The organism is Arthrobacter sp. 10N410, from assembly GCF_056394945.1.
Window position 1 is genome coordinate 56,905 of the sequence record NZ_JBFTIP010000001.1, and the last position, 13,050, is coordinate 69,954.

The 13,050-nt window shown below is 67.4% G+C and carries 13 protein-coding genes; 8 read left to right on the plus strand and 5 right to left on the minus strand.

What is annotated here, in order from left to right; all coding sequences use genetic code 11:
- Nucleotides 1–43: 43 nt before the first annotated feature.
- Nucleotides 44–517 (minus strand): MarR family winged helix-turn-helix transcriptional regulator, encoded by a 474-nt coding sequence (locus AC1DB8_RS00255; RefSeq protein WP_476891898.1) that lies wholly within the window; start codon nucleotides 515–517, stop codon nucleotides 44–46.
- Nucleotides 518–640: 123 nt separating this feature from the next.
- Here AC1DB8_RS00255 and AC1DB8_RS00260 point away from each other — a divergent pair, with 123 nt between their 5' ends.
- The 6 genes from AC1DB8_RS00260 to AC1DB8_RS00285 all read left to right on the plus strand — a co-directional run bounded on the left by AC1DB8_RS00260 (nucleotide 641) and on the right by AC1DB8_RS00285 (nucleotide 7,261).
- Nucleotides 641–1,594 (plus strand): SDR family NAD(P)-dependent oxidoreductase, encoded by a 954-nt coding sequence (locus AC1DB8_RS00260; protein WP_476891899.1) that lies wholly within the window; start codon nucleotides 641–643, stop codon nucleotides 1,592–1,594.
- Complete coding sequence (locus tag AC1DB8_RS00265) at nucleotides 1,591–2,484, plus strand: amidohydrolase family protein (protein ID WP_476891900.1); 894 nt, start codon at nucleotides 1,591–1,593, stop codon at nucleotides 2,482–2,484. The genes AC1DB8_RS00260 and AC1DB8_RS00265 overlap by 4 nt, the downstream gene beginning before the upstream one ends.
- Before the next feature lies 1 nt (nucleotide 2,485).
- Nucleotides 2,486–3,706 (plus strand): acyl-CoA dehydrogenase family protein, encoded by a 1,221-nt coding sequence (locus tag AC1DB8_RS00270; RefSeq protein WP_476891901.1) that lies wholly within the window; start codon nucleotides 2,486–2,488, stop codon nucleotides 3,704–3,706.
- Between the two features lie 79 nt (nucleotides 3,707–3,785).
- Complete coding sequence (locus AC1DB8_RS00275; RefSeq protein WP_441416595.1) at nucleotides 3,786–4,241, plus strand: MaoC family dehydratase; 456 nt, start codon at nucleotides 3,786–3,788, stop codon at nucleotides 4,239–4,241.
- Between the two features lie 41 nt (nucleotides 4,242–4,282).
- Nucleotides 4,283–5,626, plus strand: coding sequence for an MFS transporter (locus AC1DB8_RS00280; protein ID WP_476891902.1), 1,344 nt, complete (start codon nucleotides 4,283–4,285; stop codon nucleotides 5,624–5,626).
- Nucleotides 5,627–5,668: 42 nt separating this feature from the next.
- A complete protein-coding gene (locus tag AC1DB8_RS00285; RefSeq protein WP_476891903.1) occupies nucleotides 5,669–7,261 on the plus strand; it encodes an acyl-CoA synthetase in 1,593 nt (530 codons plus the stop codon).
- A 19-nt stretch (nucleotides 7,262–7,280) separates the two neighbouring features.
- On the opposite strand, the gene AC1DB8_RS00290 is transcribed toward AC1DB8_RS00285, so the two are convergent.
- The 4 genes from AC1DB8_RS00290 to AC1DB8_RS00305 all read right to left on the minus strand — a co-directional run bounded on the left by AC1DB8_RS00290 (nucleotide 7,281) and on the right by AC1DB8_RS00305 (nucleotide 9,985).
- Nucleotides 7,281–7,904, minus strand: coding sequence for a LysE family transporter (locus tag AC1DB8_RS00290; RefSeq protein ID WP_476891904.1), 624 nt, complete (start codon nucleotides 7,902–7,904; stop codon nucleotides 7,281–7,283).
- Between the two features lie 60 nt (nucleotides 7,905–7,964).
- Nucleotides 7,965–8,516 (minus strand): dihydrofolate reductase family protein, encoded by a 552-nt coding sequence (locus AC1DB8_RS00295; RefSeq protein WP_476891905.1) that lies wholly within the window; start codon nucleotides 8,514–8,516, stop codon nucleotides 7,965–7,967.
- Between the two features lie 86 nt (nucleotides 8,517–8,602).
- Nucleotides 8,603–9,418, minus strand: a complete 816-nt coding sequence (locus tag AC1DB8_RS00300; protein ID WP_476891906.1) for a methyltransferase domain-containing protein — start codon at nucleotides 9,416–9,418, stop codon at nucleotides 8,603–8,605.
- A 63-nt stretch (nucleotides 9,419–9,481) separates the two neighbouring features.
- A complete protein-coding gene (locus tag AC1DB8_RS00305; RefSeq protein ID WP_476891907.1) occupies nucleotides 9,482–9,985 on the minus strand; it encodes a MarR family winged helix-turn-helix transcriptional regulator in 504 nt (167 codons plus the stop codon).
- A gap of 176 nt (nucleotides 9,986–10,161) precedes the next feature.
- Between AC1DB8_RS00305 and AC1DB8_RS00310 the strand changes: the two genes are divergently transcribed.
- Both AC1DB8_RS00310 and AC1DB8_RS00315 read left to right on the plus strand, forming a co-directional pair.
- Nucleotides 10,162–12,387, plus strand: coding sequence for an MMPL family transporter (locus AC1DB8_RS00310; protein ID WP_476891908.1), 2,226 nt, complete (start codon nucleotides 10,162–10,164; stop codon nucleotides 12,385–12,387).
- A 206-nt stretch (nucleotides 12,388–12,593) separates the two neighbouring features.
- Nucleotides 12,594–13,046 (plus strand): hypothetical protein, encoded by a 453-nt coding sequence (locus AC1DB8_RS00315; RefSeq protein WP_441416603.1) that lies wholly within the window; start codon nucleotides 12,594–12,596, stop codon nucleotides 13,044–13,046.
- The last annotated feature ends 4 nt before the right edge of the window (nucleotides 13,047–13,050 follow it).

Genomic DNA, 13,050 nt, shown 5'->3' on the forward strand with positions numbered 1-13,050 from the left:
TCACAAGGCTAGGGCAGGGCCGAACCGATCCGGGGACTCAGGGTTATTCGTTCCAGAGCGCCTTCCGGAGCAGGCCCTTCAGCTCGCCGACCTCGGCGTGGCTGAGACCGGCGAGGGCCTCGGATTCGGCCGCCCGTGCGGCTGCCTCGGCCTGCCGGAAGACGGCGGATCCCTCCGCCGTGGCGGAAACAATTTTGGCCCGGCGGTCCTGTCTTCCGGGTGCGCGGAGCACCAGGCCGCGCTTCTCGAGTTCATCTATGAGGGCCACGATCTGGCTGGGATCGAGGCTCAGGAATTCCGCCATTTCGCGCTGCGTGGGCTCCAGTCCGCTGTTGGCCAGGGCCAGTACCGAGTAGGAGCGTTCCTTGAGTCCGAATTCGGCCAGTGCCCGGTTGTTGAGGATCGAGCCGGCGGCGTGCAGCTTGGCCAGCAGGAAACCGGCATCCAGGCTGATCGACGCCGCCACGAGCTTGTCCGCGGCCCGGGTGCCCGGCCCTTCGTCTACTTCGGTCGTCATGCCCACTCCAATAGTCCAGAAAATAAATCATTGACATTCTCAATTATCCATACTTTCATGGATGCAGAACAGCATCCCATGCCGAGCGGCAGGATGCACACGGCAGCTAGCAAAGGAGCAGCGATGAGCCTGGCAGGAAAAGTAGCAATCGTCACGGGAAGCGGCCGCGGCCTGGGCCTGGCCTACGCCCGGGAGCTGGCCCGGCAGGGCGCCGCCGTCGTGATCAACGATGTGGATGAAGGTGTCGCGGCCGATGCGGTCCGGACCATTGAGTCCGACGGCGGACGGGCGGCCGCCGTCGTCGCGCCGGTGGGCAGCTCCGAGGTCGCCAGGCAGCTGGTGCAGGCCGCCGTTACTGAGTTTGGCCGGCTGGACATCCTGGTCACGAACGCGGGAATCCTGCGGGACAAGTCACTGCTGAAGATGACCGATGACGATTTTGACGCCGTCATCAACGTCCACCTGCGCGGCACCTTCACCTGTGCCCGGGAAGCGTTCGGCTACTTCAAGGAGAACGGGATCCCCGGCCGGATCATCACCATCGGCTCTCCCACCGGCCAGCGCGGCAACTTCGGCCAGACCAACTATGCCGCCGCCAAGGCCGGAATCGTGGGCATGGTCCGCACCTGGGCGCTGGAGATGAAGAAGGCGGGCGTCACCGCCAACGCCGTCATCCCGGTGGCCGCCACGGCGATGACCAAGACCGTGCCGTTCTTCCAGAAGGCCGTCGAGGTGGACGAACGCGGCGAGGCCATGCCGGCCTTCTTCCGCCACGACCTCGGCTTCGGCACCGCCGACGACGTCGCCGGGCTGGTAGCCTTCCTGGCCTCCGACGCTGCCTCCGGAATCAGCGGCCAGGCAATCGGCGCAGGCGGCGACAGGTTGCAGCTCTGGACGCATCCCGAGGCGGCGGCCACCGAGTACCGCGAGGGCGGCTGGGGCTACCAGGACCTTGTCGAGAACTTCGGCGCGCTCTTCGGCGACAAACTGCAGAGCGTGGGGGAGGAGTTCCTGCCGCTGCCGGAGGACCTGCAGCCGGAACCGGCAGCGGCACCTGCGAAGGTCGGCCAGCCATGACCGTCGCACGCTACGAACTCGGCGTCGACGCCGCAAAGCTCGCTGCGATCGACATGCACGTCCACCTCGAGGTCGACGGCCACGGCCACGGCTCCCTGCCGGACCAACTCACCGAAGCCTCGGCCAAGTACTTCAAAGCCGAGGACCGGACGCCGTCACTGGACCGGATCGCGGAGATTTACCGTGAGTTGAACATGGCAGCCGTCATCTTCACCGTCGACGCCCGCACCCAGCTCAAGCACGAACCCAACAGCATTCCCGAGCTGATCGCCGGGGCGGCCCGGAACAACGATGTGCTGATTCCGTTCGGCAGCGTTGACCCGCGCACCGGCGCCGAGGCCATCCAGGGCGCCAAGCACCAGGCCGTGGATCTCGGCGCACGCGGCTTCAAGTTCCATCCCAGCCTGCAGGGCTTCGACCCCTCGAACGAGCAGTTTTATCCGCTCTGGGAAGCCCTCCAGGAACTGGGCCTGCCGGCGATCTTCCACACCGGCCAGAACGGCATGGGCGCAGGACTGCCCGGCGGATTCGGCATCAAGCTCGCCTACTCCAACCCGCTCCTGCTCGACGCCGTCGCCGCAGACTTCCCGGAGCTTCAGATCATCATGGCGCACCCCTCGGTGCCGTGGCAGGACGAGGCCAACTCGATCGCCACGCACAAGTCCAACGTGTTCATCGACCTGTCCGGCTGGTCCCCGAAGTACTTCCCCGAGTCGCTGGTCCGGATGGCCAACTCGGTGCTTCAGGACAAAGTGCTGTTCGGCACCGACTTCCCGCTGATCACCCCGCAGAAATGGCTGGGCGCCTTCGCGGACCTGCCGCTGAAGGACGAGGTCCGGCCCAAGATCCTCAAGGACAACGCCGTCCGCCTGCTCGGTCTGGAGGCCTGAGGTGAGCGTGGACTCGGAACTCGCCGCGCAGGAGCGGCTCTACGGCGTCTGCGATTTCTACGACGCGGAATCCCTGCTCACCCCCGCCGAACGGCGGGTCCTGGGCCGGCTGCGCGCCTTCCTGGACGAACAGGCCCGGCCGCTGCTCGCCGAGTACTGGGAGCGCGGCGAGTTCCCGGACCAGCTGGCCCGGCCGCTGATCGACCTGGACCTGATGGAGCCCGCGGAACTGACAGGCGCCCCGGGTGCGGGGCAAACACCCGCCCGCGGCATCTACCACGGCTTCCGGATCTTCGAACTCGCCAGAACCGATGCGTCCCTGGCCACGTTCTACACGGCCCAGGCCGGGCTGTTCCGGACCACCATCCGGGTCGGCGCCTCCGCGGAACAGCAGGCCGAGTGGATGCCCAAGGTCCTCGATTTCTCCCTCAAAGGCGTCTTTTCGCTGACCGAACCGGAGTCCGGCTCGGACATCGCCGGCGGGCTCTCCACGAGCGCCCGGCGGGAGGGCGACACCTGGGTCATCAACGGCGCCAAGCGCTGGATCGGGGGAGCAGCCACCGCCGACGTCCTGGCGGTGTTCGCCCGCGACGAGGCGGACGCACAGGTCAAAGCGTTCCTCGTGGACCGTGAGGCCGCCGGGGTGACCCTGGAGAAAATCCACGGCAAGACATCCCTGCGGATGATGCAGAATGCGCACATCACGCTCGAAGAGGTCCGCGTCCCCGAGTCCATGCGCCTGCACAACGTCAACTCGTTCCGGGATGTGGCCGCCATGCTCCGGGCCATGCGCTCGGACGTCGCCTGGATCGCAACCGGCGTGGCCGCCGGCGCGTTCGAGGCAGCTACCCGCTACGTCACGCAGCGGGAGCAGTTCGGCCGGTCCCTGGGGTCTTTCCAGCTCGTCCAGGAGAAGCTCGCCCGGATGCTCGGCAACGTCACCTCGGCCCTGTCCCTCGTGGTCAGGCTGACCGAACAACAAGCCAAAGGCATCTACCGGGACCAGGACTCGGCCCTGGCAAAGATGCAGACTTCCCTGCTGATGCGCGAAACGGTGGCGCTCGCCCGTGAAGTGGTGGGCGGCAACGGCATCACGCTCGAGGCCGACGTCGCCCGGTTCCATGCCGACGCCGAGGCCGTCTATTCCTATGAAGGCACCCACGAAATCAATGCCCTGATCATCGGACGCGCACTCACCGGGCACAGCGCCTTCACCCACTAAGCGTCCACCCTCTTGCCACCAGGCGGTGCCCTCCAGCCGGGTCCGCCGTCGCCCCACCCACCTACACCAGGAGCCAAAGATGCCCAACCTCGTCGTCGACTTCGACAAACTGCTCACCCTCGCCGGCACCGACCTCGGCGTCACCGAATACCGCGAAATCACCCAGGAACAGATCAACAAATTCGCCGACGCCACCGGCGATGACCAGTGGATCCACGTGGATCCGGAGCGCGCCAAGGAGGGGCCCTTCGGCGCCCCGATCGCGCACGGCTTCCTGACGCTCTCGCTCATCATCCCGTTTTGGGGCGAATTGTTCGACGTCGAAGGCGTCACCACCAAGGTGAACTACGGCCTCGACAAGGTCCGCTTCACCTCCCCGGTCAAAGTGGGGTCGCGGATCCGGATGCGCGCCACGATCGCCGAAGTGACCGAGGTCAAGGGCGGCGCCCAGATCAAGGTCTCCAACACCATCGAGATCGAAGGCCAGGAACGACCCGCCGTCGTCGCCGAATTCCTCGCCCGCTTCTACAAGTAAACCGTTCACCCCCAGTATCCCCACCGCCCCAAGGAACAACGATGTCCCAGATTTCCCAGTTGCAGTCCATGGACGCTGGCACGCGTCGCAGGGAGGCGCGGACCGTCATCGCCTCCAGCTACCTCGGCAGCACCATCGAGTATTACGACTTCCTGCTCTATGCCACGGCTGCCGCCGTGGTCTTCCCCAAGGTCTTCTTTTCCGGCATGGACGATTGGGTGGGCGTCGTAGCCGCCTATGGCACCTTTGCCGCGGGCTACGTCGCGCGTCCCCTGGGCGGCATCATCTTTGGCCACTTCGGCGACAAGCTGGGCCGCAAGGGCATGCTCATCGTCTCGATGCTGGTGATGGGGATTGCCTCCACCCTGATCGGGCTCGTACCGGACGCCTCGGTGGCCGGCCCCTGGGGTGCGGTTCTGCTGGTGATCCTGCGGGTGTTCCAGGGCATCGCCGTCGGCGGCGAATGGGGCGGGGCCGCCCTGATGGCGCTGGAACACTCGGAGTCCGGAAAGCGCGGCTTCGCCGCGTCCTTCGTCAACGCGGGCGCCCCCACCGGCGCCGTGCTTGGCACCCTCGTGATGGGCGCCTTCTCCGCCCTGCCAAACGCACAGTTCCTCGCCTGGGGCTGGCGCGTGCCGTTCCTGCTGTCCTTCGTCCTGCTGGGGGTGGGCATGTTTGTCCGGCTCAAGGTCTCCGAAAGCCCGATCTTCAAGGCTGCCCTCGAGCAGGAAACAGCCGAACAGGCCGAAGAGGGCGCCGGGCGCCGCGAAATCCCGCTGCTCCAGGTCCTGCGGCGGCCCAAGACCCTCATCTTCACCATGCTGGCCGGTGCGGCGGGATTTGCGCTGCAGGTGGTGCTGGCGACCTTCTCCGTGACCTACGCGGTGTCCAAGGGCGCCGACCGGCAGGGCGTGCTCTACGCCTTCGCGGCGGCGTCGTTCGTTTCCATCATCTTCGTGGTCATGGGCGGCCGGCTCTCCGACAAGCTGGGCCGCCGGCCCGTGATGATCGGCGGGCTGCTCCTCTTCATCGCGTACCTCGTCCCGATGTTCCAACTGCTGTCCTCAAACAACATCGGCCTGATCTTCGTGGCGTTCGCGGTGGGCCTGATGATCCACTCGACGCTGTTCGGCCCGCTCGCGGCCTTTGTCTCCGAACAGTTCGGCACCACCTCCCGTTACACGGGCGCGTCGCTGGGCTACCAGCTCGCCACCCTCCTGGGGGCAGGGTTCACGCCTGGGATTGTGGCGCAGATCTTCAAGGATTCCGGCCAGAACACCTCGTCCGTCGTCTGGTACCTCGCCATCATGTCTGTCGTATCGATCGTCTTCATCCTGCTGACGCGGGAGCCGAAGAACAACGTTCTGGAAGCCGTCCGGTCCTAACCGGCCCCGCAGGCATTACCGTCTAACTAGAAAGGATTTGCCGTGGAGAATCTTGGCATCGGCTCGTGGCTGCAACGACGCAGACCAAAGTCGGGCACTAAGACTGCCGTCATCGCCGGAACACGGGAGCTCAGCTACGAGGAGCTTGCCCGGCGGGCCGCCCGCCTCGCCAACGCCTTCCGCGATCGCGGGGTGGTCAAAGGTGACAGGGTGGCCTACCTCGGGGAGAACGATCCGTCCTTCCTGGAAACACTGTTTGCCGCCGGGCTGCTCGGTGCGGTCTTCGTGCCGCTCAACACCCGGCTGGCTCCGCCCGAGATCCAGTTCCAGCTCCGGGACAGCGGCGCCGCGCTTCTGGTCCACGCGGCGGCGCTCGCCGGGCTCGCGGAGCGCGGCTCGGCGGCGACCGAGGTGCGTGCCCGCATCGTCGTCGTCGACTCGCCGTTGCCCGACGGGGCAGCGCCCGACGGCGGTACCGAGGGCACAGGGTCCGATTCCAGCAGCGTCGAGGCTTTTGAAGACGTGGTGGCGTCCGGTTCCGAGCTGGCGCCGGATGAGCCCGTGGGCCTCGACGACGGGGCCATGATTCTCTACACCTCGGGAACAACCGGCAACCCCAAGGGGGCGCTGCTGACGCACGGCAATATCACCTGGAACTGCCTCAACGTGCTGGTGGATTTCGATTTCTCCTCCACCGACGTGGCCCTGATGATCTCTCCGATGTTCCACGTGGCCTCGCTGGATATGGGCGTGCTGCCGACGCTCCTGAAGGGCGGCACCGTGGTGCTGGAAGCCAAGTTCGATCCGCGCCGGACGCTGGAACTGATCCAGCAGCACCGCGCCACGACCATCAGCGGGGTTCCCACCACCTACCAGATGCTGTGTGAGCACCCGGACTGGGACGCCACGGACCTCGGCTCGCTGAACAAGCTGACCTGCGGCGGCTCCGCGGTGCCGATGCGCGTCCTGGAGGCCTACGAGCGGCGGGGCCTGCGGTTCTCCAACGGCTATGGCATGACCGAAACGGCCCCGGGTGCCACCACCCTGCCTGCCGCGCGGTCCCGGGACAAGGCCGGGTCATCGGGGCTGCCGCATTTCTTCACGGATGTCCGGGTGGCCGACCCCATTGATCCGGAGGCCGGCCCGGCCGCGCCCGGAACGGTCGGGGAGATCCAGATCAAGGGCCCGAACGTCATTCGGGAGTACTGGAACCGTCCTGAGGCCTCGGCCGATTCCTACACCCCGGATGGCTGGTTCAAGTCCGGTGACATGGGCTACAAGGACCCGGACGGCTTCGTGTTCATCTCCGACCGGCTCAAGGACATGATCATTTCCGGCGGGGAGAACATCTACCCGGCCGAGGTGGAGCAGGCGATCGCCGAGCTCGACGCCGTCGGAAGCGTCGCGGTGATCGGCGTGCCGGACGAGAGGTGGGGTGAGGTGCCGCGGGCCGTGGTGTTGCTTCGCGACGGCGCCCGGCTTACCGAAGAGCAGTTGCGCAGCCACCTGGAAGGCCGGCTGGCCCGGTACAAGATCCCCAAGTCCGTGGTTTTCGTGGCCGAAATGCCCCGGACCGCCAGCGGCAAGATCCGGAAGGCAGATCTGCGGAAACTGACTACGGCGAACGGACAGTAGCGGCCCGGGTCCGCGGCGGCTAGTGGATCAGCGCCAGCAGCACGCCGACGGCCATGAACAGCACGCCGAAGGTCCGGTTGAGGATCCGCTGCCCGCGGGCGTCGTGGGTGAAGCGCTGGAAGCTCGTGGCGGCTGCCGCGAAGAAGAACCACATGACCAGGATGTCGATCACGATCACGGTGGCGGACAGCACGAGGTACTGCGGCAGGAGTGGCTGGTCCGGGCGGATGAACTGCGGCATGAAGGCGAGGAAGAAGACGATCGCCTTGGGGTTGAGCAGGTTGACCCACAGGCCGCGGCGGAACATTGAGAGCGCCGGCTCGTTGCGGAGCGCGGCGGCCTTATCCTGGTCCAGATCGGGTTTGTGCCGGAACTGCTGGATGCCCAGGTAGACGAGGTAGGCGGCTCCGGCGTAGCGGATGATGTTGAAGGCCAGCGGCGAGCTCGCCACCAGCACCCCGACGCCAAGGGCCACGATCAGGATGTGCACCACCAAGGCGGCCTGCTGGCCAAGGATGCCCCAGATGGAACGCCGGAAGCCGGAGTTCAGGGAGTTGCTCATGGTGTTGATGGCGCCCGCACCCGGCGTGAAGCTGATCAGGACGCCGGCGCCGGCCAGGGCCAGCCAGAGGGAAAGTTGCACCTACCAAGTCTACGGTTCCGGCCCCGGCTGCCCTGCCTGATGACGCGGCTCTGCCCGTCGTCAGCCCTCGCGGAGGCCGTAGCTGAGAATCATGTTGCCCTTGCTGGTCTGCTGGGACGACTGCAGTTCAAGCCGCGTCAGGGGATCGCCGTCGTTGAAGAGCCGCCGGCCGCTGCCCGCGATCACCGGATGGACGATCAGCATCAGGCTGTCCAGCAGGCCGGCGAACAGCAATTGGTGGACCAGCGAGATGCTGCTGAAGATGCCGATGTCGCCGCCCTCGCCCTGTTTCAGGTCCGCGACGAAGTCCTCCAAGGGGCCTCCGATCAGCCGGGAGTTTTGCCATTCCAGGTCACCGGTCAGGGTCCGGGACGCCACAAATTTGGGCAGCGGGTTGATGAACCCTGCGAAATCCGCGTCCGCTTCGGCGTTGGGCCAGTACTGCGCCCATTGCTGGTACCCGACCCGGCCCAGAATCCCGGTGTCGATCCGGCCCATCATCTCGCCCATCCCGGCCCCCAGTTCCTCGTCGAAGCTGTCGAACTGCCACAAGAACGGGTCTTCAACCACTCCGTCCACGGAACTGAACAGGCCGGCCGTCACTTTGCGCATGGTTTCTCCTCGCTGCTGGGTCTTTGAGTGCACCCTAGCGGGAGTTTGGAAAGCAGGGAATGGCTGGCGGGAACCTGCTTTGTGGCTCACGCCCGGGCGATCACTTCGCCGTTGGGGATCAGGAACCAGCCGTCGTCCGTGGAGCCCCAACGGTGCCAGCCCGCGGAAATCCGGGCCAGGTCCGCTTCGGTGGCGAAACCGTACTCGAGCGCTTGGTCTGCGAAGGCCGAGTGCAGCACGCGCTCGCCCCAGACCCGGGCCTGCCAGCGCCGCTGCTGGCCGGTTGCGTAGAGCCAGTTGCTGCTCGACGGCGCGACGTCGGTGAACCCGGCGGCCTGCGCCCAGGACACGAGCCGCCGTCCGGCGTCGGGCTCGGCGCCGTTCCGTCGGGCGATCCGCTGGTAGAGCTCCATCCACTCGTCCAACTCCGGCACGGCCGGGTACCAGCTCATGCCGTGGAAGTCGGCGTCGCGGACCGCCACGATCCCGCCGGCCTTGGCCACCCGGCGCATTTCCCGCAGGGCGGCCACCGGATCGGTGAGGTGCTGCAGCACCTGGTGCGCGTGCACGACGTCGAACGTCTCGTTCGGGAAGTCCAGCTCGTAGAGGTTGCCGGCGACAAAGCGGACGTTGGCCACGCCGCGCTCCGCGGCCAGGGCGCCCGCGTGGGCGATGATCTCGGGGGAGCGGTCCACTCCGGTGACCTCGCCGGGGGCGACGAGCGCGGCGAAATCGCAGGTGATGCTGCCGGGCCCGCAACCGACGTCGAGCACCGAAACTCCGGGGGTCAAATGCGGGAGGACGAACGCTGCGGAGTTCTCCGCCGTTCGCGAGGCGTGCGCGCGGACCACCGACTCGTGGTGGCCGTGGGTGTAGACATCGTCAGGCTGCTCGGCACTCATAAGGAAACGCTACGCCTCCCGCGGCCGGGGCGGGCCCAACTGACCGGCGCCAGTTGCCGGCGACTACTGCGAGTCAGTCGGGGCCGCGGCGGCTTCCTCGCCGGCGCGGACCGTGGCATCGATCATCGCGTGCAGGAACCGGGTGGCGATTTCCAGCTCGGCCGGGGTGAACTCCTCCAGGGCGGCCCCCATGTGCCGGGCGAGCGGCAGGAACATGGCGCCGCCGTCGCGGTACGCCTTGGGGGTCATCCTGAGCTGGACCTGCCGGCGGTCCGTGCCCTGCCGTTCCCGGACCACGTGCCCGGACTTGTCCAGCCGGTCGATCAGCGCGGTGGTGGCGGGCGAGCTGAGATAGAGCTCCCTACGCAGCACGCCCGGCGTGACCACCTGGTTCTTCGCGGTGTGCTGCATGATCACGGACAACGCGTTGAGGTCGGTGCGGTGCATGTCGTTGCGGGCGCCCGCCGAGTCCGCGTAGCGGTTGGCTTCGAGGCTGAACTCCTGAAGCAGACTGACCAGCGGGGGCGGGCCGGCGGCGTCGGGGATTGCCGGCATCTCTGTTGACATTTCACCCTTCCTGCTCGGCGCCTCGGGAGGCCTGCGCGGTTCGCGCCTTCCGGAGTTTACTCCAGCCCGTAAGCCTTCACGGTCAAAATCTTTCTAGCCTGTCACTTATATCGATCATGGAGATAATCTATGATTTACTAAAGTCTACTCCGCACCGCCACCCCGAGAAGGACACCATGAAACGCAACCGGCAAAACTCCACCCGTGTCCCGTTCTGGCTGCGCTGGCTGGTGCCCGTGGTACTCGTCGTCGCCTGGCTCGCTATCGCCGGGATCGGCGGCCCCACGTTCGGGCGGCTAAGCGAGGTCTCCTCCAACGACCAGGCGTCGTTCCTTCCCGCGGGCGCCGAGGCCACCGAGGCGCAGGACTGGCAGGCTAAATTCCGGGACTCCAAGGAGATCCCGGCCGTTATTGTGATCGAAAGCGATACCGAGTTCACCCGGGCCCAGCTCGGCGAGGCCGCTGCGCTGAAGGGCAAACTCGAAGCCCTGCAGCTTGGCAGCACCGTGATCGGACCCATCCCGTCGGAGGACGCGAAGGCGGTGCAGTTCGTGGTGCCCATCGCGTCCTCCGATGAGGTGAAGACCGTCATCAAGGAACTTCGGGACGAGGTGAAGTCCTCCGCTCCGGAGGGAATGCAGACCTTTGTGACCGGCCCGGCCGGGCTGACGGCGGACCTGGTCAGTGCTTTCGCCGGCATCGACGGCATCCTGCTGCTCGTGGCACTGGCGGCGGTCTTCCTGATCCTGCTGGTCGTCTACCGCTCGCTCTTGCTGCCGATCGCCGTGCTGTTCACCTCCGTGTTCGCGCTCTGCGCCGCCATCCTGCTGGTCTTCGGCATGGCGAAGCTGGGCTGGATCCAGCTCAACGGGCAGAGCCAGGGCATCCTCTCCATTCTGGTGATCGGCGCCGCCACAGACTACGCACTGCTCTACGTGGCACGCTTCCGGGAAGCCCTGACGCACACCGCCAACCGCACGGCCGCGGCGCTCACGGCGTGGAAGGCCGCCTGGGAGCCGATCCTGGCCTCGGGCGCCACGGTCATCATCGCGCTCCTCTGCCTGCTCTTCTCCGACCTCAACTCGAACAAGGCCCTCGGCCCGGTGGCGGCCGCGGGCATCCTGTGCTCGCTCTTCGCGGCACTGACCCTGCTGCCGGCGATGATGGCGCTGCTGGGCCGCGTCGCCTTCTGGCCGTTCCGTCCCAAGCTGCTCCCGGAGACAGAGCGCGAACCCGAACTCGTCACCGGCCTGGAGGGCCAGAAGGGCATTTGGCGCGCCACCGGGTCCCTGGTGTCCCGCCGGCCCCGCACCGTCTGGATCGCCTCCGTACTGCTGCTCCTGGTGGCATCCGCCGGCGTCCTCCAGCTCAAGGCCAACGGGGTACCGCAGACCGACGTCATCCTCGCAGCCTCCAACGCGGTGGACGGCCAGGACGCCCTGGCCCGGCACTTCGACGCCGGCTCCGGCAGCCCCGCCGTGATCGTCGCCGACCAGGCCAAGGCGCAGGAGGTGCTGGACAGGACCAAGACGAGCGACGGCGTCGGGGATGCCTACCTGCTGGCCGAAGGCAACGTGCCGATCATCCCCGGCGCGCAGGGCGCCCCCGGCGCCCCCGCAGCCCCCACCGCCCCGGCGGTCAGGGATGGCAAGGTGCTGATCAACGCCACGCTGAACTACGCCGCGGACTCAAATGAGGCCGAAAATGTCGTGCTAAACCTGCGGCAGGAACTGAAGAAGATCGACGGCGGCGCCCTCGTCGGCGGTGTGACCGCCACGGCCCTGGACACCAACACCACGGCCCAGCGTGACCTCGTCACCATCATCCCGGTGGTCCTCGCGGTCATCCTGGTAATCCTGATGCTGCTGCTGCGCTCCGTGCTGGCGCCGGTCCTGCTGGTCGCCTCGGTGGTGCTCTCCTACGGGGCCGCGATGGGCGTCTCCGCCGTGGTCTTCAACCACATCCTCGGATTCCCGGGGGCCGATGCCACGGTCCCGCTCTTCGGCTTTGTCTTCCTCGTGGCGCTGGGCGTGGACTACAACATCTTCCTGATGAGCCGGGTCCGCGAGGAGTCCCTCAAACACGGCACCCGTCCGGGCATCCTGCGGGGCCTCGGCGTCACCGGCGGCGTGATCACTTCGGCCGGCGTGGTCCTGGCGGCCACCTTCGCGGCGCTGAGCGTCATTCCGATCATGTTCCTGGTGCAGCTGGCCTTCATCGTCGCGTTCGGCGTGCTGCTGGACACCGTCCTGGTCCGGTCCCTGCTGGTCCCTGCCCTGGCCTACGACATTGGCCCGCGGATCTGGTGGCCGAGCAAGCTGGGACGGCCCTCATCCGATGCCGCGGCACGCGAGCTGCCGGCCGCCCCGGAGCCGGAATCCGCCGAGGCGGGGCTCCGCTAGCCGGAACCCGGCGAACCCCCTGCCGCAGCCGCCGTCACCGTCCCTGGCCCCCACCAGGTGCGGTGGCGGCGGCTGCTTCGTTAAGCGGCGCCGGGGGGCAGCCGGGGTGCCGCACGCTCGGGCGGACCCCTGTTGCCTCCCCGCGGCGCTCGATAGACTGCGACTGCGCCCGCGCGGGCGCCCACGCTTGCAGGAGGGATCCAAACATGTCTGAAAACAGTGAGTTTGATCGAACGGCAGCAGAGAAGCAGCACGGCACCGCCCCGGTTCCGGCTGCCGCCGAAGAACCGGCGACCGAGGGCGACGCCGGCCAGTACGTCGAGGGCGACTACGGCCGGGCGGGCGTTGCGGGGGAGAATCCGGCAGCGGCCCCCGAGGGTGAATATGCAGAAGGGGATTACGGCCGGGCCGGAGTAGCCAGCGGCTCCACCGTCGGCGCCGAAGAGGGGGACTACCCCGAAGGCAACTACGGGGCGGCGGGCGCAACCGGTCCGGACGCCGCCGGCGTCGAGGAGGGCGAATATCCGGAGGGCGACTATGGGGCCGCCGGGGCCGCGGGCGCCCAGCGCACAGGCCGCCGCACCCAGGATGCCGCCCACGACGAACCGGCAGGGCGGGATGGCACCGTCCGGGACGATGCGGGCCGCGAGGAGCTCTAGTTCC